We start from the raw sequence: 24743 nt of genomic DNA on the forward strand, positions 1-24743 counted from the left end.
TAGCTACCAGACCCGCACGTAGTCGACGAGCATCTGCGCGGGATAGTGCCCCGCTCCGGGGTCACCGCCGCCGGAACCGGCGACCGCCAGGTTCAGAATCGGGAAGACCTGGTAACCGGGGTTGTTGAACGGCCAGTCCGCCAGCGAGTTCGCCGCCACGGTGAAATACGGCTGCGCGCCGTCGGTGTAGTCCTGCCAGAACCGCATTCCGGCGTCGTCCCACTGGACCCGCCAGGTGTGCCACGCGCTGTCCAGGGCGATGTTGTGGGTCTTCCACTCCGAGCCGTTGGCCTTCGCGTGGACGGTCGTCGCCGACGGCCAGCTGCCGTTGCCGTACCACTCGACGATGTCGATTTCGCCCTGTGCGTCGCTGGACAACCAGAACGCGGGCCAGGCGCCCGGGGTCAGACAGTCGAATTTGATGCGCGCTTCCCAGGTGTGGCCGATGCCGCCCTGCCACGGGCTGAAGACCTTGCCGCCGTAGTAGGTCGGACCGTCTTTGGCGGCGCGGATGACGAGGTTGGAGTTTCCGTCGATGAAGACGTTCTGCCGGTCGTCGCGGTACTGCCCGACGTGTTCGGGGAGTTCCCAGTAGGTCGGGTCCTTGATCGTCTCGCGGGCTTTGGACACCGTCCACTTGGCGGGGTCGGGAGCGGAGCCGGCGGGCCCGTCGAATTCGTCATGGAATATGTACGGGCCTGTTGCACCGCTGGGAGCTGCCTGAGCCTTCGGAGCGGGGGTTGCCCCGAGGGCGGCCGCTCCGGACATCAGGCCCGCCATCAACAGCATGCGGCGACGATCAATCTCGAGCATTAGCAAGGGACCCTAGCAGCCACGGCGAGGCCATTAAAAATTCCCGAAAATTCCCGAAATTCACCAGCAGCTATCCGGCCGCCGGCGGCCTGGTCATGAACGTCAGCCGATGGCCGTATGCGGGCGTTTTGCGGCCGTTGCCGGCATTGAAGAACTGGCCGAACGGGGGGGCCACCGGGGTGTTGCCGGCCGCCGCACCCGCCGACGTAGTTTCCAGAGCCGCGGGGATCGAGGTGGCGTTGCCGATTGCGGTGGCGCTCTGCCCGGTCGCGGTACTCACCGAGGAAGTCCAGCTTGCCGGCACCGACAATCCGCTCAGTGGAACCGCCCGGCCCAACCCCGCGGTCACGCTGCCGACCTTCGTCCCGAGGTTGGCACCGGCCGCCCCCGCGGCCTGAGCCGCCCCTTCGGCCGCTTTGGCGGCGGGAGCCAGGTTGTTCATGAAGTTGGTGATCGCGATCGATCCGCTGCTGGCCTGCCCGAAAGCCTGCCCCGACTGGAATACCGCGGTGATAGTAGAGACGTAGGGGGAGAGGTACTTGCTGTAGAGCGGAACGATGTCGTCCAGCGGCGTGTTGGCGATCAGCCACTGGTCGATCGCGGTGCCGTTGATCGGCGTGGACAGAGTCTTGAGCAGGTCGGCAACCCTGGGGTTCAGCTGCGAGCCGACATTCATCAAGTTGCCGAACACGTTGTTGTACTGACCCTTGAAGGCGGCGATGGCCTGGTCCGCCAGCTGATAGGGATTGGCCACCTCGGCCGGCTCCGGCAACTCCCCGAACTGGGTCGCCGCCGCTGCGCTGCCCGCGTAGTTGTACATCGCCGCGGCATCCTGAGCCCAGAACTCCGCGTACAGAGCCTCGGTCGCGGCGATCGCCGGGGTGTTCTGCCCCAGGAAGTTAGTTGCGACCAGTGCCGCCAGCAGTGCGCGGTTGGCCGCGATCACGGGCGGCGGGATCGAGGCCGCGAACGCGGCCTCGTAGGCGGCGGCGGCGGCGAAGGCCTGACTCGCCGCCTGCTCGGCTTCTGCCGCGCTGCTGTCCAGGAAGGCGACGAAGGGCGTCGCCGCCGTGAGCATCGCCGCTGACGCCGGTCCCAGCCATGGACCGCTGGTCAGCTCGGAAATCGCCAACCGATGGCCCGACGCCGCAGCCTGCAGGTCGGCGGCCAGTCCACTCCACGCCGCGGCGGCGGCCAGCATCGGGCCTGCCCCCGGACCGGTGTATATGCGGCCCGAGTTGACCTCGGGCGGCAATAAGCCGTAATCAACCATTACGTGTGCTGAGTCGTTGCGGCCGTTATCCGGCGGCCGGTGGTTTGGCCATCACCGACGGCTTGAACCCGTAGGTCGGCTGGTTGCGGCCATAACCTCCGTTGACGAACTGCCCGAACGGCGGGGCCATCGGGAAGCTGTTGCCCTCGGCGGCGGCCGGAATCGCGGTGGCAATCCCCGGGTTGGTGGTGGCGTGCCACGGCACCCAGTTCGCCGGCGCCGACAAGCCACCGATCGGTATCGCCTTGCCCAGGCCCGCGGCCACGCCCCCGAGGTTGCCGGCGGCGCCCGCCGCGGCCTGCCCGGCGCTCGCCGCGGCGGCGCCGGCGGCCGATGCCGCACCCTCGGCCGCCTTGGCCGCTGAAGCGGCGGGTTTGGCGAAGTTGGCCATTGCGGTCAGACCATTGCTGACCTGGCCGAAGGACTGCGTCGACTGGATCATCGCCGCCAGGGAGTTGACGTAGGGGGAGAGGTACTTGCTGTAGAGGGACACCACATCATCCAGCGGGGTGTTGTCCACCAGGAATTTGTCGATCGCCGTGCCGTTGATTGGCGAAGACAGCGTCTTCAATACGTCGGAGACCCGGGGGTTGACCTGCGACGCCACGTTCGTGACGTTGGTGTAGCCGGTGTTGTACTGGGCTTTGAAGACGGCGATGGCCTGGTCGGCCAGTCCGTAGGGATCGACCACCTCGGCCGGTGCGGGCAGTTCCGACAGCTTGGTGGCCGCGGCCGCACTTCCCGCGTAGGTGTACATCGCGCCCGAGTCCTGCGCCCAGAACTCCGCGTACTGCGCTTCGAGGGTGGAGATCGCCGAACTGTTCTGGCCCAGCAGGTTGGACGCGACCAACTCCTGCAGCAGGGCCCGGTTGGCCGCGATCAGCGGCGGCGGGACGCTGGCCGCGAACGCCCTTTCATAGGCGGTGACCGCGGCCGTCGCCTGGCTTGCCGCCTGTGCGGCCTGCTCGGCACTGTTGTCGAGCCAGGTGAGGAAGGGGCTGACGCTGGCGGTCAACGACGCCGCTGCCGGTCCCAGCCACGGCCCGCTGGTCAGCGCGGTGATCACCGACCGATGACCCGACGCAGCCTCTTGCAGGTCCGCGGCCAGTCCGCTCCATGCCGACGCGGCGGCCAGCAGTGAGCCCGCACCCGGGCCGGCGTAGATGAGCCCGGAGTTGATCTCGGGCGGCAACAGGCCGTAGTCAGCCATTGGTTTCTTTCCCCTAAGTCTCTGGTGACCGCTCAGACGGAAGCCGCGTTGGCGGCTTCGGTCGCGGCGTACGAACCGGCGCTCGTCCCGAGGGTCGCGGCCAGCGCCGCCTGGATCTGGGCGGCCTTCGCCTGCAGTTCCTGGAATCGCGCGGCATGGGTGGCGAACTGCGCCGCCGTCAGGATCGACACCTCATCCGCTGCCGCGGGAACAACGCCGGTGGTGGGGACGGCGGCGGCGGCGTTGCCCACGTTCAGGGCCGCGCCGAGCGACTGCAGATTGCTGGCCGCGGCTGCCAGGTGCTCCGGATACGTGCGTACGAAAGACATAGTTTCCTCCGAACAAGCTGTGGGGTCGGGTCGTCACACTTCAATGTGTTCCCGTTATCTCGGTACGGTATTGACCGTCCCAGCACCGGTTCAATGCGGCTAACCCCGGCGAATAGACCCTGATCTTGATGTTTAGCCAACATTCACCTTGATTTTTAGTCACACCATCTTCATAGAATCTGCGCAGCATCCGTGCAGTAAGAGTCCGCATAATCGCCGCGCTCACGACGCGCGGACCGGACCGCGTCACCTCGCTCGAAGCAGGGCCGTGCCGAAGGTATCTATCGAATGGACCCAAGGCCCCCGAAAAATTCGGCCCGACAGCACTTTTCGCACGCTTGAACCGCATCGGGCGAACGGTGTCGTCCGCACTACCCGGTCACCTGGACGTCTGCCGGCCGGCGACAATGGAGTGCTGCCCATTTTCTGGCGCTAGAACGGCCCGCAGCCGGCGGCGGCCCGGGGCGACCGGCCTACCATCACTATCAAGCCCCGCTAAATACTATTGCGCTGGCTAATCATATGAATGTCAGCGCCCCGCGATTAAATTCACGGTGAACATATCTCTGGGCTGTGGAATTCCAGAACCCGGGGGTCTTGGGTCCGCATTAATTCTCAGGCTGATTTTTAATCGCCCGGCTCCGCCGCGGACGGCACACCTGGTGCCGGCGGGGTGGGCACGTTCCGATTTATTGGCCGAGGCGTAGCTCCCGTGTGACCGAACCGCGACGACGGCGAAGCAGGCTCTTCTCTTATGACGGTGCTGGTTGGGCTCGCCCTGATATCGGCCCTGTGCACCGGCTATCACCTCGGCCGACGCACCGGGTCCCGGCCACCGCCGTGGCGGAAGCGGACTTCGCGACTCGCTCTGGGCAGGCTCACGGCCAGTCTGGTCGTGCTGGTGGTCGCCCGTCGGGTGCAGCGGATGCTGATCGCGCAGCGCCGGATACCCGCCGCCGCAGACCTTTGGGGACATCTCCCCGCAGCGCAACTTCTCCTGCCGCGCGGCCGTCCCGCACGCCGGCCGCTCCGGCGTCGGTAGCGAGGCTGTCTACAGCCTGCCCGCGACGAAGTCCGCGGCCTGGTTAGCCATACCGGCTTGGATGTACGCGCTGGCCAGGTGCTGCGGCCAGTTGTCTTTCCAGGTGTTCGGGTCGGCGGGGTTGCAGATTGGGTCGGCACCGTGACACAGCTCGATGGTCCGGTCGTTGTAGAGCGGGCTGAAATTGGTGATGGGCCCGACCCATTGACTTCCGTTGCCGAACAGCGCAACGGCGGCGATGTGCTGATCGGTGCCGTCGGGAAGCGGGCTGTCGAATCCGAAGGCCGACAGGGGCACCGCGAGGACGACGTCGGTCACCGCCGCCCCGAGTGAGTAGCCGCCCAGCACCAGCCGGGTGCTGGGGCAGTTGTTGACCATGTACTGGATGTGCCGGCTCATGTCGTTGGCGCCGATGTCCACCTCGGTGTCGGCCGGGTACTTCACGGCGTAGGTGCCCATGCTTCGGCCGCCGATCTTGGAACTGAGCGAGTTGATGAACGCATTGCCGAGCGCGCCGGGTCCCGCCGATTCGAAGCGGCCGCGGGCAAAGACGACCTCCACCTGCGGGCAGTTGGCGGCGACGGCCGGTCCGGCCGCACCGGTAGTACCGGCCGGCAACACCACACCGGCGACGAGCAGCGCGGCAACGGTGACCATCGCCGCTAGACCGCGTCCTACGGATTTCCGGGAAACTAGTTGGCGCACAGCACATGATGGTAGCGAGAGATGTGCGGTCGCGCGCCGCTTAACAACAATGTGCGATCGGCCCCGGCCGCGGCTGGCTTTTCGCCCCTTGGTGGCGATACTTACCTGGTGGACGACGACGGGACCCGGGTTGCCGAGTTCCTCCGCGAAAGCGGCCCAATCGCCATGGCGCACAGAGGTTTTACGTCGTTCAAGTATCCGATGAACAGCATGGCCGCCTTCCGGGAGGCGGTGCGGCTCGGGTTTAGATATATCGAGACGGACGTACGTGCGACCCGCGACGGCGTTGCGGTGGTCCTGCATGACCGCCGACTTGACGGCACCTGCGGCGTCCGTGGTGCGGTCGACGAGTTGGACTGGCGCGAGGTACGTACGGCAGATCTGGGCGCTGGAGAGTCGATACCCACCCTGGAAGATCTGCTGACCGCTTATCCCGAGATCCGGGTCAACATCGATATCAAGGTCGGTTCGGCTGTGGAGCCCACCGTCGATGTCATCGAGCGGATGAACGTGCACGACCGAGTGCTGGTGACATCGTTCTCCGAGCGCCGGCGCAGGCGAGCGTTGCGGTTGCTGTCGAGGCGGGTCGCCAGTGCGGCCGGAACGGGCGCATTCCTGGCTGTTCTGGCGGCCAGGACACCACGCGATCAGGGCTATGCCTGGCGGCTCATGCGCGACAGCGACTGCCTGCAGCTACCGTCGCGACTCGGATTGGTGCCCGTCATCACGCCGGCCCTGGTGCGCACGGCGCACGAAATGGGCCGTCAGGTGCACGCCTGGACGGTCGACGATCCCGCCGAGATGTCCGCACTTTTCGACATGGGGGTGGACGGCATCATCACCGATCGCGCCGACCTGCTGCGTGACGTGCTGGTGTCCCGAGGACAGTGGCTACCCGGCTGACAGCAAAGCTCAGCTGGTGGGCGATAAAAGTCGCCGCGATCCGAACGACGCCCGATTGGACGGCGGTGGGTATCGGTACTGGTATGAGCGAGTCAGCAATTCAAACCATCACCGTCACCGACCTGGGGCGGCAACTCGACCTACCCGCCCCACCCCGGGTCGTCGACGTGCGAACCCCGGCCGAGTTCGAGACCGCGCACATCGCCGGTTCTCTCAACGTGCCGCTGAACGTGCTGAACGAACACCGATCCGCCATCGCCCCACATCTGACCGAAGATGTTGTGCTGGTGTGCAAGTCGGGCCAGCGCGCCGCCAAGGCCGCGCGCCTGCTGCACGACGCGGGGGCGTCCGGGGGACGAGTCCTCGAAAACGGCTTCACCGCGTGGGAAGGTCACGGGTTAGCGGTCGATCGCGGCACGCCACGGTGGGAACTCGAACGGCAGGTTCGGCTGGTCGCGGGGTCGGTGGTGTTGTCCTCGATTCTGGGCAGCGTCGCGGTACCCCGGCTCAAGTGGCTGGCCGCCGCCATCGGCGGCGGACTGACGTTCGCGGCCGTCACCGACACCTGCGCGATGGCGACGGGCCTTGCCAAGCTTCCGTACAACCGGGGCGCGGGCGCCGATGTGCAGACCATCGTCTCGGCGCTGGGAACCGGCGGCTAGCCTCACCGGCAGGTCAACCCGAGTTCCTCAGCGGCGCTGTAATTGTCGTCAACCAACACGGTCGCCCGCCCGTACTTGTCCAGGATCGACGCCGCTACCGAAGCCCGGTATCCGCTGGCGCAGTGCACCCAGATCTCACCGTCGGGAATCTCGCGGAGCCGGCGCGTCAATTCATGGATGGGAACGTTGACGGCTTTGAGCACGTGACCGTCCCGGAATTCGTCCTCACGCCGCACGTCGAGCACCGCCACCTGCTCGCGGCCGATTTCGGCGGCCAGCGCGGCGAAATCGGCGACCCGATAGGAGCTCAGTTCGGACTCGACGGCCAACTGGGCGATGTCGCCGGTGGCCGCGCCGCGGACATCGTCAACACCGATACGAACCAATTCCCTTCGTGCGGTGGCGATCTGGTTGGCGTCGTCTCCGATCAGCGTCAACGGCTCGCCCCACGCGTACACCCAGCCGAGGTAGGTGACGAACGAGTCCGACAACTCGAAACCGTAGGAGCCCCCCAGATGGCCCGCCGCGAAGGCCGTCCGGGACCGTAGGTCGATCACCCATTCTCCGGCCTCGATACGACGCCGGATTTCGGCCGGATCCACCGGTGCCGGCGTCGACAGATCCACCGGCGCAGGACCGTCCCGGTTGATCACCCCCATGTGTTCGTAGTAGGCGGGATAGGCCGACAACGTGGCGAGCAACTCCTCGACGAACGTCTCCTCATCCTGTGTCAGGGCTGGATTCGACGCACGTTGCTCACCCACCGTCGAGGAGTCCCGGCCCTGACCGCCGGCCGCACAGAAACTGCCGAAACCATGCGTGGGATAGACCTGCGCGTCGGCGGGGAGTTCGCTGGCCAGGCGACGCACTGAGCGGAACTGGTCGATGGTCAGCTGGTGGGTGTGCTCCGCGCCGAGCAGATCCGTGCGTCCTGTGGTATCGAAAAGCATTGAGCCACCGGTGAACACAGCCACCACCTCGCCCAATTCATCGCTGAGCGCATAGCTCACGTGCTCCTGCGTGTGCCCCGGTGTGTGGAGAACTCGGAGACGGAATCCTCCGACGTCGATGATGTCTCCGTCGTCCACCCGGCGAGCCGGGTAGCCGACCTCATCGCCGCGGGGGATCACGTACTCCGCACCCGTCGACCGGGACAGCTCCAACCCGCCCGTGACGTAGTCGTTGTGCAGGTGCGTCTCGAGGACATGGGTGACGCGTGCGGCGCGCTCACCGAGCAGCCGCGTCACTCGGTCGATGTCGCGCTGCGGATCGATGACCACCACCGCATGGTCATCGGCCACCACATAACTGCGGTCGCCCAGACTCGACGTCTCGATAACTTCCACGTGGACACCCATGTCCACCAGGTACCCCGGCCGAATGCCCGGCGGGGCGGCCCGACCAGCGGCAGCCCCGCCAGCTGGGATCGGATTGAATTCTCGACGATCGCAAACGTGCGGTTGCTACCATCGCGCCGTGCCCGAATCTGCTTCATCCGGTGGACCCCGTCACCTGTCACGGCGCGCCGCGTTCGGCTACGCCCTCGCGCCCGTGTTGCTCGGTGCGCTCGCGGCCACGGCCGAGGCCCCCAGAGCGTCAGCCGCCGGCGGCCAACTGATCGACTTCGCTCTACAGCGAATCCCGCCCGACGAGATCAAGGCGGCCGGCTACGACGGCGTGGTGAATTACGTGTCCGAATCGCGGCCGGGGATGAACTTCGAAGCGAAGCCCATCACCCGCCAGTACGCCGACGCCCTGCGCACCGCGGGTCTGCACATCGTCAGCAACTTTCAGTACGGCAAGCCGGGCGGATCCGCGCCCTCGGATTTCACCCGCGGTTATGACGGTGGGGTAGCCGACGCGCAGGCGGCGCTCTCGCTGCACAACGCGGCCGGGGGAGGAGCCTCGGCGCCGATCTTCTTCAGCGTCGACGACAACATCGACCAGGGCACCTGGAACAGCCTTGCGCTGCCCTGGTTTCGGGGCATCAACTCGGTACTCGGCGTGGGCCGCACCGGAATTTACGGCCACTCCCGCGCGTGCGGCTGGGCCATCGGCGACAACGTCATCGGCAACTCGACCACTCCCGGCCACCGGTGGGCCTGGCAGACCAGGTCCTGGTCCAACGGGGATCGCGAACCGGCCGCAGTGCTGTACCAGGGCGTGGTCAACGGTCCACTGCTGGCCGGAACCCAGATCGACATCGACGACGTCCTCGCAGCCGATTACGGCCAATGGGATCTCGCCCGCTAACCACCCTGATCGGCTTGGTCGGCATCGTCGCGCTGTCGGCCTGCGGACCGGCGACTCCGTCGACCAAAGCGTCGCCGCAGGCGCAGGCGAGCAGCGCCAGCACCACACTTAACAGCACGCCATCGCAACCGACGACCACGTCGACGACCGCCGGGCGCACGGGTGTTTACGGTGATCCCGCGGCGGCTGCCAAGTACTGGCAACAGCAGTCTCTCGAAGACAATTGCGGGCTGGTTTCGGTAGCCGACGTGGTAGGAGAGATCACCGGGCATGCGCCGACCGAACAACAGGTGATCGCCCTGGCGGTGAGTACGCCGTCCGGGACCAACCCAGGTCCCATCTACGCGCCGGTGAACGACCCGAGCCACGCGAACGGCACGGGCGGCATCGAGATGGCGGACGAGGTGGTCCTGCTCGACCATTACGGCATCAAGTCGGTGATGACCGACGCCACAACGCATCCCGATCAAACCGGGCTGCCCGCGCTGGAGCGGTACCTCACCGCCAACCGCAAGATCATCGCGTGGGTGAATTCCGCCGTCATCTGGAACACCAGCGACCAGCGCACCGCGGCCGATCACTTCCTGGTGGTCACCGGGATCGACACCAACGCCGAAGTCATTCACCTCAACGACCCCGGGGCCGACCATGCCGACGAACAGGTTTCGATGACGACGTTCACGACGGCGTGGCAGACCGGTGGCGACTCGATCGTCGTGACTGTGCCCGTCTGACGGCCGCGTGAAGGCCGCGTGAAGCCCGCCTGAAGCGACGAACACCCCGCGAGCGCCCGGCTCGCGGGGTGTCGTCAGACCCGAGCGGGACTACTTCAGGTCGAACCGGTCGTTGTTCATCACCTTGACCCAGGCCGCGACGAAGTCCTCGACGAACTTGCCGTGGTTGTCGTCCTGGGCATACACCTCAGCGAGCGCACGCAGCACCGAATTCGACCCGAACACAAGGTCATTCGCGGTCGCGGTCCACTTGAGTTCGCCGGTTGCCCGGTCGTGGCCCTCGTAGACGTTCTCGGAGTTCTTCGATGCTTTCCACTCGGTGCCCATGTCGAGCAGGTTGACGAAGAAGTCATTCGTCAACACGCCCGTCCGGTCGGTGAACACGCCGTGCTTGCTGCCGCCGTGGTTGGCACCGATGGCGCGCAGGCCACCGACGAGAACCGTCATCTCCGGCCCGGAGACGCCCAGCATGTAGGCCCGGTCCAGCAGCAGCTGCTCGAGCGGAGCCTTCTCGCCGGGACGGAAGTAGTTCCGGAAACCGTCTGCCCGAGGCTCGAGTACCGCGAACGACTCCACGTCGGTGTTCTCCTGGGTGGCGTCGGTACGGCCCGGCGCGAAGTGCACCGAGATCTCATACCCGGCCTCCTTGGCCGCCTTCTCCACCGCGGCGGAGCCGGCCAGCACGATCAGGTCAGCCAGCGAGACCTTCTTGCCGCCGGAACCGTTGAAGTCCTGCTGGATCTGGGTGAGAACCGGCAGCACCTTATCCAGCTCGGAGGGTTCATTGACCTCCCAGCTCTTCTGCGGCTCCAGTCGCAGCCGGGCCCCGTTGGCGCCGCCGCGCTTGTCGGTGTTGCGGTAACTCGCGGCTGCCGACCATGCGGTCTTCACCAACTGAGGAACCGACAATCCCGAGGCGAGCACCTTGGACTTCAGGGATGCGATGTCGCTCTCGTCGACCAGCTCGTGGTCGACGGCCGGCACCGGGTCCTGCCACAGCTGCGGCTCGGGAATCCAGGGCCCGAGGTAGCGGCTGACCGGTCCCATGTCGCGGTGCAGCAGCTTGTACCAGGCCTTGGCGAACGCCTCGGCCAGCTCCTCGGGATGCTCCAGCCAGCGCTGCGTGATCTGCCGATAGATCGGGTCCTCGCGCAGCGACACGTCGGTGACCAGCATCGTCGGGTTGCGGCCCGGCCCACCGAACGGGTCGGGAATGGTGCCCGCGCCGGCTCCGTCCTTCGCGGTGAACTGCCACGCGCCGCCCGGGCTCTTGACCAGTTCCCACTCGTAGCCGTACAGGGTCTCGAGGAAGGTGTTGTCCCACTTCGTCGGAGTCGGCGTCCACACCACCTCCAGGCCACTGGTGATCGCGTCCTTGCCGCTGCCGGTGCCGAACGTGCTCTTCCAGCCCAGCCCCTGCTGCTCGATCGGGGCTCCCTCGGGCTCCGGGCCGACCGGGTCGGCGCTGGCACCGTGGGTCTTGCCGAAACTGTGGCCACCCACGATGAGCGCGGCCGTCTCCTCGTCGTTCATGGCCATGCGGCCGAACGTCTCACGGATGTCGCGCGCCGCGGCGATCGGATCCGGCTTGCCCTCCGGGCCTTCGGGATTGACGTAGATGAGGCCCATCGTCGTCGCGCCGTAGGGTTGCGCAAGGTCACGCTCGCCCGAGTAGCGCTTGTTGGTGCCCAGCCATTCGTCTTCCTCACCGAACAGGACTTCTTCCGGCTCCCACACGTCTTCGCGGCCGAAGGCGAAGCCGAACGTCTGGAACCCCATGTCTTCCAGGGCCACGTTGCCGGCCAGCACCAGCAGGTCGGCCCAGGAGATCTTGTTCCCGTGCTTCTTCTTAACCGGCCACAGCAGGCGCCGCGCCTTGTCCAGGCTGGCGTTGTCGGGCCAGCTGTTGAGTGGCGCGAACCGCTGCAGGCCCTGTCCGGCGCCGCCGCGGCCGTCGTAGATGCGGTAGGTGCCGGCCGCGTGCCAGCTCATGCGGATGAAGAAGCCGCCGTAGTGGCCGTAGTCGGCGGGCCACCAGTCCTGGGATGTGGTCATCACCGAGACCAGGTCGGCCTTGAGCGCGTCGACGTCGAGCTTGGCGAACTCGGCGGCGTAGTCGAAACCATCACCTAAGGGGTTGGCCTGCGGTGAGTGCGGGTGCAGCCTGGACACGTCGACCTGGTTGGGCCACCAGTCCTGGTTGGTCCGTGGCGCGTCTGACTTCGGCGTCGGAGACGGGATCGCCGGGTTCTCGCTCTCGCTCGTGCTCGCCGAGTCGCTGGCGTGAGGAGGTCGGCTATCGGATGTATCGGATGACACAGCATTCCTTCCGGGTTATCTGAAACGGGCTGTGATCACGGTTGTGATCAGGAATCAGTTCTCGAGCAATCGGGGCAGAAGCCCCAATAGATGACCTCGGCCTCATCGAGGACGAAGCCATCCAAGACGTTGTCGTCGTCCGACGGCGTCAGGCACGGCATATCGCCGACGGCACAATCGACGTCCGCGATCACACCGCAGGATCTGCACACGACGTGGTGATGGTTGTCGCCGACGCGCGACTCATAGCGCGCGACCAGACCGGAGGGCTGAATACGCCGCACCAGGCCCGCCACGGTCAGCGCATTGAGCACGTCGTACACGGCTTGTCGGGACACATCGGGCAATCCGAGTCGCACCGCGGAGAAGATCGTGTCGGTATCGGCGTGCGGATGCGCATGCACCGCTTCCATCACTGCAATTCGTGGCCGCGTTACCCGTAAATCGGCCGTTCGCAACTGCTCGGCGTGATCCGAGGACACACAGCCATCCTGCGCACTTATCTGGAGTCAGTCAAGACTTTGTCATACACCGCCGCAGGTATTCTCCAGCCTGCGGTTGCAGGGACCGCCTGAGGACGAAGAGGCCCATGGCTGCCCAACATGTCCACTGGACGCCGTCGGGCGTCCGGATGCGTCTACACCGCCGTAGCCAAGGCGACGCGAACTGGCTTTTTCTCCCGGGTGGCCCGGGTATCGGATCGGAATCTCTGCAAGAACTCGTCGACGCCGTCGCGGTGTCCGGATCCTCGTGGCTGGTCGACCTACCCGGCGACGGCTCCAACACGGACGCTCCCGGCGCCCCAGCGGATCCCTACCGCCTGTGGCCACAAGTTCTGCTCGAGGCGGCTCAAGCCGTCGACCATCCGGTCTACGTTGGACATTCGACCGGCGGCGAATACCTGTTGGTGACCCCCGCGTTGGCCCGGGTGCTCGAGGGCCTGGTGCTGGTCAGCACAGCTCCTGACGCGTCGTGGATGCCGGTGTACGAGGAGATGACCACCAGAAAACCATTACCGGGTGTCGAACGTGCCGCGGCGCGATACGACTCGGAACCCACGGACGAACACCTGCGCGAGCTTGCGGTGCAATCGGCCCCGTGGAACTTCCTGGCCGACAGCGTCACCGCCGGAGCGGAAATGCTGCGGCGGATGCCGTACAACCTCGGCGCCGTGCAGTGGTCAGCCAAACATTTCGACCGCGACTACCGATTGGCGTGGTGGCCGACCACGTTGCCGACTCTGATCGTCAGCGGATCGGCGGACCGGATCGTCACGCAGGCGCTGTGGCAGCCTAAGCGCTTTCACACCGACAACGTGATCTGGCGCGTCGTACCTGAGGCGGGCCACTTTCCGTGGATAGAGCAACCCGACGCGGTACGGGACGCCTTCGCCGAACTGGCACGACGCATCGGCGTCAACCGGTCACCGAGCGCTCCAGATCGGCCAGCGACGCGCTGAGGTAATCCTCCGGAAAAGGCGGCATGCCGCCGATCTGTTCCCGGAACTCCCCGGGCGTACCGGTCCAGTCGTAGGTGAGTGTGACGTCTGTGTGGTCGCCTTTCGGGGCGAGTTCGTAGCGCCAGAACCAGCCGCCCGCAGCATGATTGCCCGCATCGTCGAGCCGGCCCGGCATCCAGGCAATGGCGTGATCTTTCTCGAACTCGGTGACCAGGTTGTAGGTGACGTAGTCCCCGCCGGCCGCCTCGAGATACATGTTCATGGCGAAAATCTGGCCGACTCCGGTAATCGGCTCGGCGTCCACGGCGTCGCGAACCCAGTCGGTGGGTTCGGTGTCGCAATGACGCACCGGGTCGGCCAGCACCGCGAAGATCGCCGTCGGCGTGGCCGAGATGGGTCGCGTGACCTCGAAGCGCTCGCTACTCATCGCCGTCCTCCGGTCCATAGGCGCGGGCAATGTCGGACGAGCCGGACCAGCCGGAGTAGGTGGGCCGCGACGGCCACCCGGGCGGCGAGTCGAGCCATTCCTCCTGCCGCCCCCAGGGCAGGATGTCGATCAACGCGAAAGAGTGGCTGAGCTGCTCGGTTCCGCGGCCATTGGTGTGCCAGGTGCGGTAGACGGTCTCACCATCGCGCAAGAACACGTTGACGGCGAAGCCGCCGCCGGGCGGTGCGTCCATGTCGGCGCCGAACGAGCTGTCCGAAGACGAGTACCACTGCATCCGGTTGCCGACCTTGCGCCGGTACTCGAGCGCCTCGTCGATCGGTCCGTTGGTGACGATGACGAAGCGGGCGTCGTAGTTGTCGAGGAACTCGAGCCGGGTGAACTGCGAGGTGAACCCGGTGCATCCCGGGCACTGCCACTCCGCACCCGGCGACCACATGTGGTGGTAGACGATGAGCTGCGAGCGGCCGCCGAACACCTCGGCCAGGCGGACCGGGCCGTCGGCGCCGATCAGCGTGTAGTCGGGCAATCGCACCATCGGCAGGCGGCGACGCTGGGCGGCGATCGCATCCAGTTCCCGGGTCGCGGCCTTCTCGCGTTTGCGCAGCTCGTCGAGCTCCGCGCGCCAGGTCTGCTGATCGACGATGGGCGGCTTGGCTTCAAGCATGGGATCCACCTTCTCCTGTGATGTGTCCAGTCTCTGGGTATGACCCGCCGTGCTCCCGAAATTCACCGTCGCGGCCGGTGTGACGGGGACAGGGGTTTCGTTCGGTACCCGCGGGGAACTAGTAACCCGCCGGCGTATGCCATGCCGGACTCCCGTCGGAGCTCCGGCGCCACGAAAGGCATGACCCGCTTGTCCGAGGAACTGAAGCCGCACTTTGACGATGTGCAGGCACATTACGACCTGTCCGATGACTTCTTCCGGCTGTTTCTGGATCCCACCCAGACATACAGCTGCGCATATTTCGAGCGCGACGACATGACCCTCGAAGAGGCGCAGATCGCCAAGATCGACCTATCGCTGGGCAAGCTGGGCCTGCAGCCGGGCATGACGCTGCTCGACATCGGCTGCGGCTGGGGCGCAACCATGCGTCGCGCCATCGAGAAGTACGACGTCAACGTCATCGGCCTGACTCTGTCCAAGAACCAGGCCGCGCACGTGCAGCAGAAGTTCGACGAAATGGACACCGCACGTAACCGTCGGGTGTTGTTGCAGGGCTGGGAACAGTTCACCGAGCCTGTGGACCGCATTGTGTCGATTGGCGCGTTCGAGCACTTCGGCCGCGATCGCTACCAGGATTTCTTTTCGCTGGCCTACAAACTGCTGCCGGCAGACGGTGTGATGCTGCTGCATACCATCACCGGATTGACCCGGGAGCAACTGGCCGAGACTGGTCTGCCCATCTCCATGAATCACATCCGGTTCGTGAAATTCATTCTCACGGAGATCTTTCCGGGCGGTCAGTTGCCGGATACCGATATGGTGGCGGGGTTCTCGCAAGCGGCCGGTTTTGCGCTGACCAGGCGCCAGTCGCTGCAGCAGCACTACGCCAAGACGCTCGATCGCTGGGCCGCAGCCCTGGAGTCGCGTCGCGACGAGGCCGTCGCAATTCAGTCCCAAGAGGTCTACGACCGGTATATGAAATACCTGACCGGCTGCGCCGACCATTTCCGCACCGGCTATATAGACGTCAATCAGTTCACCCTGGAAAAATAGGCCCCGCTCGGTTCGATCGCTCGGGTCGCGGCGCGCAATTCGACCCGTGTTTGGGAATGCGCGCTGCGGTGTATAGATAGCTACGACTCCGACCTTAGAAAGGGCTAGTGATGAAACCCCTCGCACCTGCCGCAATTGTCATCGCCGCGCTGATGTTCAGCGGATGTTCGGCTTCCAAGGTCATCAATACCGGTGGCGACACCAAGTGCAAAGACTTCACGACGCAGGACGAGAAGAAGCAGAGCGAAGAAGTCAGCAAGATGCTCAAGGACAAGAACGGCGCAGAGCCCAGCTCCCTGGAGATCAACGCGACCCGCCTCTCGGCGCAGACGTACTGCCAGACGCTGGGCAAGCCGGACAGCAAGATCTCCGAAGCGCCGCACGGCTGACCGAACGGTCCTGCTGGACGGCCGGACGGCTGTCCAGCGGGACCCGTTCCCCCGACAATCCAGCAAGGACGCCGACCAGGTTGCCGGCGCCGCTTCTCCGCCCGATAAGTTCAGCTGATGAGCGACGACGACACGGGCTCCACCGAGCGTTTGTTCGCGCTTGCCGAGCAGGTGCGCGGCTTCATGCCCAGCGACGAAGGGCAGGCGCTGCACGACGCCGCACTGCGCTACCTCGACGGTGGCATCGGTGTGGAGATCGGCACGTATTGCGGGAAATCCGCGCTGCTGCTCGGGGCTGCCGCCCGACAGCGCGACAGCGTGCTCTACACGATCGATCATCATCACGGATCCGAAGAGCATCAGGCCGGCTGGGAATTCCACGACACCTCATTGGTCGACGAGGTGACCGGGCTCTTCGACACGTTGCCGACATTCCGCCGCACGCTGGACGCCGCCGGCCTCGACGACCATGTCGTGGCCATCGTCGGCAAATCACCCGTCGTTGCCCGGGGATGGCGCTCGCCGGTGCAGTTCCTCTTCATCGACGGCGGGCACACCGAGGCCGCGGCTGCGCGCGACTTCGAAGGCTGGGCGAAATGGGTGCTCCCCGGCGGGGCACTCGTCATCCACGATGTGTTTCCCAACCCGGACGACGGAGGGCGACCCCCTTACCAGATCTATTGTCGTGCAATGGCTTCCGGTCAATTCCGGGAAGTCGGGGCGACCGGGTCGCTGCGGGTGCTGGAACGCACCGGCGGGCAGGCCGGAGAGCCCGTCGAGACTAACGGCCAGGGCCGGCCGTAACGCACTCGCAGTCGAAATCGGTCTGCAGGCCCACCGGTAGCGTGTGGCCACGGAATATCCCGCTGCCCGCCGTCGTGCCGGACAGCGCGTCGGCAGCCAGGATCATCGCCGCCCCGGTCCAGGTGGTGCGCTCTTCCGGCCACCGCTTGCCGTCGGCGAAAACCAAACCGGTCCAATAGGACCCGTCACCTTCGCGCAGATGCTGCATCGCGCCGAACTGCCGGTGCGCCGCAGACCGGTGACCGATGGCGTCCAGAGCCATGACCAGTTCGCACGTCTCCGCACCGGTGACCCAGGGCCGGTCGACCACACAGCGAATGCCCAGATCGCCCACCACGAACTCGTCCCAGCGCTGCCGGATCCGCGCCGCAGCGGCGGGGCCGCGCAACGCACTGCCGAGGATCGGGTAGTACCAATCCATCGAGTAGCGGTCCTTTTCGGTGAAGGCCTCAGGATGGGCAACGATCGCGTGGCCCAACCGGCCCAGTGCCAGTTCCCATTCCGGCTGCGGTTCCCCGATCAGCGCAGCGAGCGCCAGAGCACACCGGATGCTGTGGAATATGCTGGCGCAACCGGTCAGCAGTGCCTCCTCCAGCGGTCCAGCTTCGCTTCGCGCCCAACAGATTTCACCGAATCCGACTTGCAGGTCGATGACGAAGTCGATCGCCTTCTGCACCACCGGCCACATCAGCGCGGCGAACTTCCGGTCACCGGTGACCAGCACGTGGTGCCACACGCCGGTCGCGACGTAAGCGCAGAAGTTGCTGTCACTGTTAGCGTCTTCGACGATCCCGGCCCGGACCTGGATCGGCCAGGAGCCGTCCGGCCGCTGAATGCGGCGGCACCAGTCGAACGCAGCGCGCGCCGGCTCCAGCAGACCCGCGGCGGTAAGCCCCATGGCGCTTTCCACGTGATCCCACGGATCGGTGTGCCCGCCGGCGAACCAGGGGATCGCCCCCGACGGTTCCTGGGCGGCCGCGATGGACACTGCCGTCTGCCGGCACTGCTCGGGGCTCAGCACCCCGGCGACACCCGGTGCGCCGTCATCGCGAAGCAACTGAATACCCCTGCGCGCGAAGGCTTTGTACCGGCTCGGGCTTGGTGAAATACATGGCTACGCTCTTGCCCACAAGCGGATTCAGCGCATGCTCGGCCAGCTGAGTGATCTTGGGCCGCTGCATGAGATCCCACACCAGCAGCTTGTGATATGCGGTGACCGCCGGATGGTCGTTATTCGACGGCCCGACTGCGCATTTAAGCCACCAGAACGGCGAATGCAGCGCGTGGGCGTGGTGGGTATGCGTCAATTCCATTCCGCGACCGGCGATTTTGTCGCGCAGCGCACTGGCCCGGTAGATCCGCACATGGCCGCCCTCGTTGCTGTGGTACTCCTCGGACAGCAGCCAGCAGACTCGCTCGGGAAGCCATCGCGGCACGCTGACCGCCAGGATGCCACCGACTTTCAGTACCCGGATCAGTTCCGCGATGGCGGCATCGTCGTCGGGGATGTGTTCCAGGATCTCCGAAGCGATCACGCAGTCGAACGTCTCGTCCGCATAGGGCAGATTGAGCGCGTCGCCACGAACCACTTTCGCTGCGGCGGCTTGCGGCGCCTCGCCGGTCTCTGCCATCGCACGCAGCAAGGTGTCCACCGACCGGAGTTCGGCGGCGTCCTGGTCGAAGGCGACCACATCGGCGCCTCGCCGATAGGCTTCGAAGGCGTGCCGACCGGCGCCACAGCCCACGTCGATGACCTTGGTAGCAGGACCGATTCCGAGCCTCTCGAAATCGACCGTCAGCATCGCGGTCCGCCCTCGACGGCCCGTCGCTCAATCGCCTGCTGATACACCCGCACGGTTTGAGCGGCCACCGCGTCCCAGCTGAACACGTTGACCGCCCGCCTGCGTCCGGCCTCGCCCAGGCTGCGGCGCCGCTCCGGTGAGTCCAGGAGCTTTCCGATCGCCTGGGTCAGGGCATCCACGTCGGCGGGAGCCACCAACTCGGCGCAAGCACCATCTGTCCCGAGGACCTCGGGCAGCGCGCCGACACGGCTGGCGACGATCGGCGTCCCACTGGCCATCGCTTCCACCGCGGGCAATGAAAAGCCTTCGTAGAGCGAGGGAATGCACGCAACTTCGGCGGAGGCGAACAGAGCGGCGAGGTCGGCGTCAGGCAGGCCGCTGGCGATGTGGACGATGTCGGAGATTCCCAACTCGGCGATCAATTTGTGGGTGGGACCGTTGGCTTCCACTTTGGCGACCAACCGCAACTCGAGGTCGCGGCTGGTGCGCAGTTTGGCGACAGCGTGCAGCAGGGTGCTGACGCCCTTGAGCGGAGTGTCGGCACTCGCGATCGCCATCACCCGGCCGGGTTGCCGTGGTGACGAACCCGGCTGGAACAGTTCGGTATTCACCCCCAGCGGCACCACATGCAGTTGATCGGGGGAGACACCGAAGTCCGCGACGATGTCGGTAGCCGATGACGACGAGACGGTCAGCAGGTCGGGGATCTGCCGGGCCACCTGCTTCTGCATGCTGGAGAACCCGTACCACCTGTGCACCAACGGCTTTCGCCACCATCGCGCGGCAGCAAGGTCGAGCAATCGGTCGCGCGTGATCGGGTGGTGCACGGTGGCCACGACGGGCATGCCCGCATCCGCGATGGTGAGAAGTCCCGTTCCCAGGCTCTGATTGTCGTGCACGACGTCAAAATCGGCCGCCCGGTCCGCCAGTAGCCGCGCCGCACGCAGCGTGAAGGTTCGGGGTTCGGGGAACCCGGCCGTCCACATCGTGGCCAACTCGAGCAGGTCGATGGAGTCGCGGATCTCGCTCGGCCGTGGCACCCGGAAGGGGTCCGGCTCGCGGTACAGGTCGAGGCTCGGGACCTTGGTCAGGCGAACCCGCGGATCGAGCAGCTCCGGATACGGCTGGCCGGAGAACACTTCCACCTCGTGGCCGAGGACGACCAGTCCGCGGCTGAGATGCCGCACATAAACGCCCTGTCCGCCGCAGTGGTCCTTACTCCGGTAGGACAGCAGAGCAATTCGCATACTCAACCCTTCGCCGCCAGCGATCGACCAGGAAAAGGGGACGAAGGCGCCAATCTCATTGCTGTCAACGCACCCGTGAACGGCGGGACAGCAAACTGGACATGTGTCCAGATTATAGTTCGGTCAGCTAATTGACGCAAACGCACCCCCACCAGATCACCGCTTCCCGCTGTCCACGGTGCGCATCGAACCCCGGACCGATCGGGGAGCCGCGCACACCGCCGTTCCGCCGCGTGACAACGCTCCCAATTCGAGGCTCCCCATTCGAGCTCGATACCGGCTGCTCTGCTGAACCGGCCGACGCTACGACAATCCCGTCTCAAGCTACGACAACCACGACGTCAGCGCGAACCCGCCCGCTCCGAATGCTCCGCCGGCGAATGCCGGGCGCGCTTTCAGTTTGCGGACAGTTCCGTTAAAACGCGCCAAATCGGTTTAGTCTCATCGAGATGACTCGGCAACGACTCCCCAAAGAACTTCGCCACCGCGACCCGGAGTTCATTCGCGCCGTGCTGCCTCCGCTGTGGTTGGCCTCGACGGTGTGGTTCCGCGCCGAGGTTCACGGCTTCGAGAATGTGCCCGACGAGCCGGTGCTGTTTGTGGGCAATCACAGCGGCGGGGGCGCGACCCCGGACACGTTCGTCTTCCTGCTGGCCTACAACACCTACTTCACCGTCGAGGGCCGTCCTCTCTACGCGCTGGCGCACGACACGGTCACCGCCGCACCGGTCATCGGCGGACTGACCCGCAAGCTCGGCGTGGTCCCGGCAGCCAATTCCTTCGCCGAGCGCATCTTCGACAGCGGTGGGTCGGCGCTGGTCTACCCGGGCGGCGACGTGGAGGCCCTGCGCCCGTGGCGCGATCGCAACAAGATCATCTTCTCGGGCCGTAAAGGCTTCCTGCGGCTGGCGCACAAGTGCAACGTGAAGATCGTGCCGGTGGTGGCGACGGGCGGCCATGACACCTTGATTGTCCTCAATGACGGCCGCCGGACCGCGCAATTGCTGCGGCTGGACAAATTGGCGCGGGTGAAGAGCATGCCGATGACGCTGAGCATTCCGTGGGGACTGTCGCCGCTCCCACTGCCGCACTTTCCCCTTCCGGCGAAGATCCGCATGCAGGTGCTCGAGCCGATCGATGTGCGGGACAGGTTCGGCGAGGATCCGGATTGGGACCGCGCATTGGGCTATGTCACCAGCGTCATGCAGGTTGGATTGTCAAAGCTGGCCAGCAAGACCATCGTCCCGATGGTCCGGTGAGATGACCCAGACCGTCACCGTCGTCCGCCATATCGACTGCCCGCTCGAAACGAGCGGTGCCTTCATCACCGACCCCCACGCTCTGTTCCCCAAGGTCTCCACCTTCAGCCGATGCGGGTTCGTCAAGTCGCGCGACGACGGCGAACTGTGGGACGTCTATATGGACAGTGGCACCATTCAGCTCGGTGGCCGGGTGCTGATCACGCCTCCGACGGGCAGCCTGTTGAAGTGGCGGGCAGTGCAGGGAACGCGCCACTCGTTCGCCGCGCTGGTTGAACCCGACGGCGACGGTAGCCGCCTCACTCTGACGCTGACGTTTTCCACCACCGGCCTGGGAGTCGCCCGGCTCAGCGAGTGGCTCGGACGCGGGCTGGTCTCGCGGAATCTGGAGGCCGCGGCCGAGGAAATCCGGCACTTCCTGGAGTTCGAGAGATAACACCGCGGAGTGCCGGCCGTCGGACCGGCATTTCGGTCGCGGGCTGAATATGTGCTTTATTGGTAAAGGCTGTGCAAACAGCAGGCAACGAGCTGTTGTCTGGCGTAACGCTACGAGGTGATGTCCGCTCAGGGCCCGGATGGGGGATTCGGGCCGAGCGTCCATTGAGCGTCACCCGGAATGCGGCTGCCAGCCGACCACACCGATCGGAGGAGGCGTGATGGACTTCGCGTTGTTGCCGCCAGAGATCAACTCGGCGCTGATGTACGCCGGCCCTGGCGCTGGACCGATGCTGGCCGCTGCCGCGGCGTGGGACGCGCTGTCCGCCGAACTGTACGCAACCGCCAGTTCCTACCAATCGGTGATCACGGCCTTGACCGCCGGACCGTGGATCGGTCCGGCCTCGGCTGCCATGGCTGCCGCGGCCACCCCCTACGTGGCGTGGCTGGGAGTCACCGCGCTGCAGGCTGAGCACACCGCTGACCAGGCTAAAGCGGCGGCTGTCGCGTACGAGGCCGCGTTCGCCGAGACGGTCCCGCCGCCGGTGGTCGCGGCCAACCGCAGCCTGCTGATGGCGCTGATCGCGACGAACTTCTTCGGCCAGAACACGCCGCTGATCGCACTCACCGAAACCCAGTACGCCGACATGTGGGCGCAGGACACCGCCGCCATGCAGAGCTATGCGGCATCATCGGCGGCCGCGACCACATTGACTCCGTTCGCCGAGCCTTCTTCCATCACGGATTCGAGCGGTTTGCCGGCGCAGGCGGCCGCCGTCAGCCAGGCCACCGGCACCGCCGCGGGGGAGGTGCAGAGCCTCGTGTCGTCGGCGCAGCAGGCGTTGGCAGCGGTGCCCTCGGCGCTGTCCAGTCTCGCCGCTCCCGCCCCCGCCGCGGCCGTTTCGCCGTTCGACATCGTGACACTTCTGGACTTCGGCGCGGGTCTCATCGCCGGGACCTTGGACGGAGTCGTCGGGACGACGGCCTTGCCCTACGACATCGGCGGCTACCACATCGGGGTTCACACCGATGACATTGTCAGTGGCTGGGCAGGTATCGAGACCTGGCCCGGATCGGCGCCCGTCCCCCCGACCCAGTTCCCGGTGATCACCAATCTCGGCTCGCCGGTGTCGGCGGGCCTGGGCGAGGCGGGATCCGTCGGCGGGCTGAGGGTACCGCCGGGCTGGACCACGGCCGCTCCGGGCTTCCGGCTGGCGGCGCTGACCTCGCCGGCCGCCAGTGTGGGCGCTGCGGCGGAGGCTTCCGCGGAGGGTGCCGGAGCGTTGTTCAGCCAGATGGCGGTGGCCGGCATGGCCGGGCGGGCACTGGCCGGCAGCGTCGGCACGGGCGGGTCCGGCGGCGCACGCACCAAGGAGCGGGTCGGGGTGGCCCAGCGCGGGACACCGGCCGCCGCCGACGCGACGGAAGAGCCTGCGACGCCACCTCCGGTGCTGCCCGGAGGCCCGATCACCAGCATCGCCGCCGAGCTGCGCGAGCTGGCTTCGCTGCGCGACGCCGGGATCCTGACCGAGGAAGAGTTCACCGAGCAGAAGCAACGCCTGCTCCCGCACTAGGGTCACCTACTCTGCGCGAGCAGACGTGAAATCGCCTTTGGAGCGGCTGCTCCAAGGCGATTTTGCGTCTGCTCGCCGTTCGTACGATAGGTGCATGAATGAGTCGGCCGATCCCATGGGCACGATGGCCACCGACGCGCTAAAGCTGTTCCTGGACGCCGTGGAGCAGATCCCCGCGGAAAGTTGGGCACAGGCGTCCAACCTCGCAGGATGGAGCATTCGCGACCTGGTCGGTCATGCCACGGGGAGCGCGGCCAAGGTCGTTGCGCTGGTCGAGGGCGGACAGATCTGGGCGGCACCGTCAGAGCCGTCGGACTGGGCGAGCGACGATCCGGCAGCCCGGCTTCGCGAGTTGGCCACCCGCTTGCAACAAGTGCTGCCGGAAGCCGACTTCGCCGCTCCGCGCACATCGCCGGCGGGCGAGGCGCCCCTCGGGCAAGCGATGGCCTTCCCCGTCGCCGACCTTGCCCTGCACAGTTGGGACGTGCACCGATCCCTCGGCCGGGAGGTCGAACTACCGACCCGTTTGCTGGGACTGTGCCGCCAGTTGGTGGAGTCGCTGCCGGAAGACAGACTGCGTCGGCCGGGCGCCTTCGGGCCGGCACAACCGGCACCCCAGAACGCGACACCGACCGCCCGTTTGATGGCCTACCTCGGGCGCTCGGTCGGCAGCGCTACTTGACCCGGTTGGCGGCGAAGGTCGCGGCCTGGGTCGTCATTCCGTTCTCGATGTAGGAGACGTGCGCCATGATGTTGCCGCCGCCGGTGCAGATCGGGTCGTCGGTGGCGCACAGGCTGATCAACTTGCCGCTGTAAAGCGGGCTGATCGTCGGCAACGGGCCACCGCCCCACAGGGCGCTGGAGAATCCGCTGGACGGCTCGCCGAAGTAGGCGACCGCAGCGACATGGTCGGCAACCGGGGCCGGCATCTGTGTGCTGGCCAGGTTGATCACCGTGGCGCCCTGGGAATATCCACCCATCACGATCTTGGTGCTGGGGCAGCTGGCGACGGTGCCCTGGACGTGGGCGCTCGCGTCGTCGGCGCCGCTGGTCGCGCTGTTGTGGTAGTCGTCATTGGCGGGGTAATTAACCGCGTATACCTCTACCGACCGGCCGGCCAACTGCGATGTGAGCGAGTCGACGAACGCCTGGCCCACGTTGCCCAGTCCCGGTTCCTGGTGAGTGCCGCGGGCGTAGACGATCGAGACGTCGGCGCAGGGGTCGGCCGAGGCGGTGGCCGTACTGGTGATGGGCACGCTCAGCAGAGCCCACGTCGTCATGACGAAGACACCGGAGATCCGTGCGAGGCTGCGTGCAGTCATGCCCCAGATCCTGGCATACCGGCGGCGACGGCGTAGCCGGCGGC

27 protein-coding genes are annotated in these 24743 nt (G+C 66.2%); 13 read left to right on the plus strand and 14 right to left on the minus strand.

Annotated elements, in window-relative coordinates; translation table 11 throughout:
- Positions 1 to 3 precede the first annotated feature (3 nt).
- The 4 genes from C0J29_RS16640 to C0J29_RS16655 form a co-directional block, all read right to left on the minus strand.
- Positions 4 to 813 (minus strand): glycoside hydrolase family 16 protein, encoded by an 810-nt coding sequence (locus tag C0J29_RS16640; protein WP_162951491.1) that lies wholly within the window; start codon positions 811 to 813, stop codon positions 4 to 6.
- Between the two features lie 70 nt (positions 814 to 883).
- Positions 884 to 2086 carry a PPE family protein gene (locus tag C0J29_RS16645; RefSeq protein ID WP_120792986.1) on the minus strand — a complete coding sequence of 401 codons (1203 nt, stop codon included), beginning with the start codon at positions 2084 to 2086 and terminating at the stop codon, positions 884 to 886.
- Between the two features lie 25 nt (positions 2087 to 2111).
- Positions 2112 to 3296: a PPE family protein gene (locus C0J29_RS16650; RefSeq protein ID WP_120792987.1), complete on the minus strand. Its 1185-nt coding sequence runs from the start codon at positions 3294 to 3296 to the stop codon at positions 2112 to 2114.
- 32 nt (positions 3297 to 3328) lie between these two features.
- Positions 3329 to 3625 (minus strand): PE family protein, encoded by a 297-nt coding sequence (locus C0J29_RS16655; protein ID WP_120792988.1) that lies wholly within the window; start codon positions 3623 to 3625, stop codon positions 3329 to 3331.
- Positions 3626 to 4379: 754 nt separating this feature from the next.
- On the opposite strand from C0J29_RS16655, the gene C0J29_RS16660 reads away from it, so the two are divergent.
- On the plus strand, positions 4380 to 4667 hold the full coding sequence (locus C0J29_RS16660) for a hypothetical protein (protein WP_120792989.1): 288 nt from the start codon (positions 4380 to 4382) through the stop codon (positions 4665 to 4667).
- A gap of 9 nt (positions 4668 to 4676) precedes the next feature.
- Here the strand turns inward: C0J29_RS16660 and C0J29_RS16665 are convergent, their stop codons facing one another.
- The gene (locus C0J29_RS16665) at positions 4677 to 5324 is read right to left on the minus strand and encodes a cutinase family protein (RefSeq protein ID WP_120792990.1); all 648 of its coding nucleotides are present in this window, start codon (positions 5322 to 5324) and stop codon (positions 4677 to 4679) included.
- Positions 5325 to 5537: 213 nt separating this feature from the next.
- On the opposite strand from C0J29_RS16665, the gene C0J29_RS16670 reads away from it, so the two are divergent.
- Positions 5538 to 6275, plus strand: coding sequence for a glycerophosphodiester phosphodiesterase family protein (locus tag C0J29_RS16670; protein WP_120794776.1), 738 nt, complete (start codon positions 5538 to 5540; stop codon positions 6273 to 6275).
- Between the two features lie 83 nt (positions 6276 to 6358).
- Positions 6359 to 6937, plus strand: a complete 579-nt coding sequence (locus C0J29_RS16675) for a rhodanese-like domain-containing protein (RefSeq protein WP_120792991.1) — start codon at positions 6359 to 6361, stop codon at positions 6935 to 6937.
- Between the two features lie 2 nt (positions 6938 to 6939).
- Here the strand turns inward: C0J29_RS16675 and C0J29_RS16680 are convergent, their stop codons facing one another.
- On the minus strand, positions 6940 to 8295 hold the full coding sequence (locus tag C0J29_RS16680) for an MBL fold metallo-hydrolase (protein ID WP_120792992.1): 1356 nt from the start codon (positions 8293 to 8295) through the stop codon (positions 6940 to 6942).
- A 22-nt stretch (positions 8296 to 8317) separates the two neighbouring features.
- Here C0J29_RS16680 and C0J29_RS16685 point away from each other — a divergent pair, with 22 nt between their 5' ends.
- Together C0J29_RS16685 and C0J29_RS16690 are read left to right on the plus strand one after the other, a co-directional pair.
- Entirely contained in the window at positions 8318 to 9190 is an 873-nt protein-coding gene (locus tag C0J29_RS16685) for a DUF1906 domain-containing protein (RefSeq protein WP_120792993.1), read from the plus strand.
- Between the two features lie 14 nt (positions 9191 to 9204).
- The gene (locus C0J29_RS16690) at positions 9205 to 9924 is read left to right on the plus strand and encodes a C39 family peptidase (RefSeq protein WP_242460452.1); all 720 of its coding nucleotides are present in this window, start codon (positions 9205 to 9207) and stop codon (positions 9922 to 9924) included.
- Between the two features lie 90 nt (positions 9925 to 10014).
- Here the strand turns inward: C0J29_RS16690 and katG are convergent, their stop codons facing one another.
- Positions 10015 to 12243 (minus strand): catalase/peroxidase HPI, encoded by a 2229-nt coding sequence (gene katG, locus C0J29_RS16695; protein ID WP_120792995.1) that lies wholly within the window; start codon positions 12241 to 12243, stop codon positions 10015 to 10017.
- A gap of 47 nt (positions 12244 to 12290) precedes the next feature.
- Positions 12291 to 12725, minus strand: coding sequence for a Fur family transcriptional regulator (locus tag C0J29_RS16700; protein WP_065048650.1), 435 nt, complete (start codon positions 12723 to 12725; stop codon positions 12291 to 12293).
- A gap of 107 nt (positions 12726 to 12832) precedes the next feature.
- Here C0J29_RS16700 and C0J29_RS16705 point away from each other — a divergent pair, with 107 nt between their 5' ends.
- Positions 12833 to 13702: an alpha/beta fold hydrolase gene (locus tag C0J29_RS16705; protein ID WP_120792996.1), complete on the plus strand. Its 870-nt coding sequence runs from the start codon at positions 12833 to 12835 to the stop codon at positions 13700 to 13702.
- Here the strand turns inward: C0J29_RS16705 and C0J29_RS16710 are convergent.
- Together C0J29_RS16710 and C0J29_RS16715 are read right to left on the minus strand one after the other, a co-directional pair.
- Complete coding sequence (locus C0J29_RS16710; protein WP_242460453.1) at positions 13659 to 14129, minus strand: SRPBCC family protein; 471 nt, start codon at positions 14127 to 14129, stop codon at positions 13659 to 13661. The genes C0J29_RS16705 and C0J29_RS16710 overlap by 44 nt on opposite strands.
- Positions 14122 to 14814, minus strand: coding sequence for a DUF899 domain-containing protein (locus C0J29_RS16715; protein ID WP_120792998.1), 693 nt, complete (start codon positions 14812 to 14814; stop codon positions 14122 to 14124). Before C0J29_RS16715 ends, C0J29_RS16710 begins: the two co-directional genes overlap by 8 nt.
- 180 nt (positions 14815 to 14994) lie before the next feature.
- Between C0J29_RS16715 and C0J29_RS16720 the strand changes: the two genes are divergently transcribed.
- The 3 genes from C0J29_RS16720 (at position 14995) to C0J29_RS16730 (ending at position 17060) form a co-directional block, all read left to right on the plus strand.
- Positions 14995 to 15867: a cyclopropane mycolic acid synthase family methyltransferase gene (locus tag C0J29_RS16720; protein ID WP_371872404.1), complete on the plus strand. Its 873-nt coding sequence runs from the start codon at positions 14995 to 14997 to the stop codon at positions 15865 to 15867.
- 110 nt (positions 15868 to 15977) lie between these two features.
- The gene (locus C0J29_RS16725) at positions 15978 to 16256 is read left to right on the plus strand and encodes a hypothetical protein (RefSeq protein WP_055576655.1); all 279 of its coding nucleotides are present in this window, start codon (positions 15978 to 15980) and stop codon (positions 16254 to 16256) included.
- A gap of 117 nt (positions 16257 to 16373) precedes the next feature.
- Positions 16374 to 17060: a class I SAM-dependent methyltransferase gene (locus tag C0J29_RS16730; RefSeq protein WP_120792999.1), complete on the plus strand. Its 687-nt coding sequence runs from the start codon at positions 16374 to 16376 to the stop codon at positions 17058 to 17060.
- Here the strand turns inward: C0J29_RS16730 and mmpH are convergent.
- Genes mmpH through manT form a run of 3 tightly spaced genes read right to left on the minus strand, consistent with a single transcriptional unit; the run spans position 17038 to position 20109 of the window.
- Positions 17038 to 18081 (minus strand): MMP endo-(1,4)-3-O-methyl-alpha-D-mannosidase, encoded by a 1044-nt coding sequence (gene mmpH, locus C0J29_RS16735; protein WP_231513425.1) that lies wholly within the window; start codon positions 18079 to 18081, stop codon positions 17038 to 17040. The two genes, C0J29_RS16730 and mmpH, sit on opposite strands and share 23 nt — an antisense overlap.
- 22 nt (positions 18082 to 18103) lie before the next feature.
- A complete protein-coding gene (locus tag C0J29_RS16740; protein ID WP_065048662.1) occupies positions 18104 to 18862 on the minus strand; it encodes a class I SAM-dependent methyltransferase in 759 nt (252 codons plus the stop codon).
- The gene (manT, locus tag C0J29_RS16745; protein WP_120793001.1) at positions 18856 to 20109 is read right to left on the minus strand and encodes an MMP alpha-(1->4)-mannosyltransferase; all 1254 of its coding nucleotides are present in this window, start codon (positions 20107 to 20109) and stop codon (positions 18856 to 18858) included. Before manT ends, C0J29_RS16740 begins: the two co-directional genes overlap by 7 nt.
- Before the next feature lie 449 nt (positions 20110 to 20558).
- On the opposite strand from manT, the gene C0J29_RS16750 reads away from it, so the two are divergent.
- From C0J29_RS16750 to C0J29_RS16765, 4 genes are all read left to right on the plus strand, one after another.
- Positions 20559 to 21368 carry a lysophospholipid acyltransferase family protein gene (locus tag C0J29_RS16750; protein ID WP_065048665.1) on the plus strand — a complete coding sequence of 270 codons (810 nt, stop codon included), beginning with the start codon at positions 20559 to 20561 and terminating at the stop codon, positions 21366 to 21368.
- A gap of 1 nt (position 21369) precedes the next feature.
- Positions 21370 to 21804, plus strand: coding sequence for an SRPBCC family protein (locus tag C0J29_RS16755; RefSeq protein WP_065048668.1), 435 nt, complete (start codon positions 21370 to 21372; stop codon positions 21802 to 21804).
- A gap of 220 nt (positions 21805 to 22024) precedes the next feature.
- Positions 22025 to 23377 carry a PPE family protein, SVP subgroup gene (locus C0J29_RS16760; RefSeq protein WP_065048670.1) on the plus strand — a complete coding sequence of 451 codons (1353 nt, stop codon included), beginning with the start codon at positions 22025 to 22027 and terminating at the stop codon, positions 23375 to 23377.
- A 94-nt stretch (positions 23378 to 23471) separates the two neighbouring features.
- A complete protein-coding gene (locus tag C0J29_RS16765) occupies positions 23472 to 24059 on the plus strand; it encodes a TIGR03086 family metal-binding protein (protein WP_120793003.1) in 588 nt (195 codons plus the stop codon).
- On the opposite strand, the gene C0J29_RS16770 is transcribed toward C0J29_RS16765, so the two are convergent.
- On the minus strand, positions 24052 to 24699 hold the full coding sequence (locus C0J29_RS16770) for a cutinase family protein (protein ID WP_162951492.1): 648 nt from the start codon (positions 24697 to 24699) through the stop codon (positions 24052 to 24054). The two genes, C0J29_RS16765 and C0J29_RS16770, sit on opposite strands and share 8 nt — an antisense overlap.
- Positions 24700 to 24743: the final 44 nt, after the last annotated feature.

This window comes from Mycobacterium paragordonae (genome assembly GCF_003614435.1).
Classification (GTDB): Bacteria; Actinomycetota; Actinomycetes; order Mycobacteriales; family Mycobacteriaceae; genus Mycobacterium; species Mycobacterium paragordonae.

What these genes read in the sequence shown, in the direction of transcription:
- C0J29_RS16640 (WP_162951491.1), bottom strand. Translation starts at nt 813, where the DNA reads ATGCTCGAGATTGATCGTCGCCGCATGCTGTTGATGGCGGGCCTGATG.
- C0J29_RS16645 (WP_120792986.1), bottom strand. Translation starts at nt 2,086, where the DNA reads ATGGTTGATTACGGCTTATTGCCGCCCGAGGTCAACTCGGGCCGCATA.
- C0J29_RS16650 (WP_120792987.1), bottom strand. Translation starts at nt 3,296, where the DNA reads ATGGCTGACTACGGCCTGTTGCCGCCCGAGATCAACTCCGGGCTCATC.
- C0J29_RS16655 (WP_120792988.1), bottom strand. Translation starts at nt 3,625, where the DNA reads ATGTCTTTCGTACGCACGTATCCGGAGCACCTGGCAGCCGCGGCCAGC.
- C0J29_RS16660 (WP_120792989.1), top strand. Translation starts at nt 4,380, where the DNA reads ATGACGGTGCTGGTTGGGCTCGCCCTGATATCGGCCCTGTGCACCGGC.
- C0J29_RS16665 (WP_120792990.1), bottom strand. Translation starts at nt 5,324, where the DNA reads ATGGTCACCGTTGCCGCGCTGCTCGTCGCCGGTGTGGTGTTGCCGGCC.
- C0J29_RS16670 (WP_120794776.1), top strand. Translation starts at nt 5,538, where the DNA reads ATGGCGCACAGAGGTTTTACGTCGTTCAAGTATCCGATGAACAGCATG.
- C0J29_RS16675 (WP_120792991.1), top strand. Translation starts at nt 6,359, where the DNA reads ATGAGCGAGTCAGCAATTCAAACCATCACCGTCACCGACCTGGGGCGG.
- C0J29_RS16680 (WP_120792992.1), bottom strand. Translation starts at nt 8,295, where the DNA reads ATGGGTGTCCACGTGGAAGTTATCGAGACGTCGAGTCTGGGCGACCGC.
- C0J29_RS16685 (WP_120792993.1), top strand. Translation starts at nt 8,318, where the DNA reads ATGCCCGGCGGGGCGGCCCGACCAGCGGCAGCCCCGCCAGCTGGGATC.
- C0J29_RS16705 (WP_120792996.1), top strand. Translation starts at nt 12,833, where the DNA reads ATGGCTGCCCAACATGTCCACTGGACGCCGTCGGGCGTCCGGATGCGT.
- C0J29_RS16710 (WP_242460453.1), bottom strand. Translation starts at nt 14,129, where the DNA reads ATGAGTAGCGAGCGCTTCGAGGTCACGCGACCCATCTCGGCCACGCCG.
- C0J29_RS16715 (WP_120792998.1), bottom strand. Translation starts at nt 14,814, where the DNA reads ATGCTTGAAGCCAAGCCGCCCATCGTCGATCAGCAGACCTGGCGCGCG.
- C0J29_RS16720 (WP_371872404.1), top strand. Translation starts at nt 14,995, where the DNA reads ATGACCCGCTTGTCCGAGGAACTGAAGCCGCACTTTGACGATGTGCAG.
- C0J29_RS16725 (WP_055576655.1), top strand. Translation starts at nt 15,978, where the DNA reads ATGAAACCCCTCGCACCTGCCGCAATTGTCATCGCCGCGCTGATGTTC.
- C0J29_RS16730 (WP_120792999.1), top strand. Translation starts at nt 16,374, where the DNA reads ATGAGCGACGACGACACGGGCTCCACCGAGCGTTTGTTCGCGCTTGCC.
- C0J29_RS16740 (WP_065048662.1), bottom strand. Translation starts at nt 18,862, where the DNA reads ATGCTGACGGTCGATTTCGAGAGGCTCGGAATCGGTCCTGCTACCAAG.
- manT (WP_120793001.1), bottom strand. Translation starts at nt 20,109, where the DNA reads ATGCGAATTGCTCTGCTGTCCTACCGGAGTAAGGACCACTGCGGCGGA.
- C0J29_RS16750 (WP_065048665.1), top strand. Translation starts at nt 20,559, where the DNA reads ATGACTCGGCAACGACTCCCCAAAGAACTTCGCCACCGCGACCCGGAG.
- C0J29_RS16755 (WP_065048668.1), top strand. Translation starts at nt 21,370, where the DNA reads ATGACCCAGACCGTCACCGTCGTCCGCCATATCGACTGCCCGCTCGAA.
- C0J29_RS16760 (WP_065048670.1), top strand. Translation starts at nt 22,025, where the DNA reads ATGGACTTCGCGTTGTTGCCGCCAGAGATCAACTCGGCGCTGATGTAC.
- C0J29_RS16765 (WP_120793003.1), top strand. Translation starts at nt 23,472, where the DNA reads ATGAATGAGTCGGCCGATCCCATGGGCACGATGGCCACCGACGCGCTA.
- C0J29_RS16770 (WP_162951492.1), bottom strand. Translation starts at nt 24,699, where the DNA reads ATGACTGCACGCAGCCTCGCACGGATCTCCGGTGTCTTCGTCATGACG.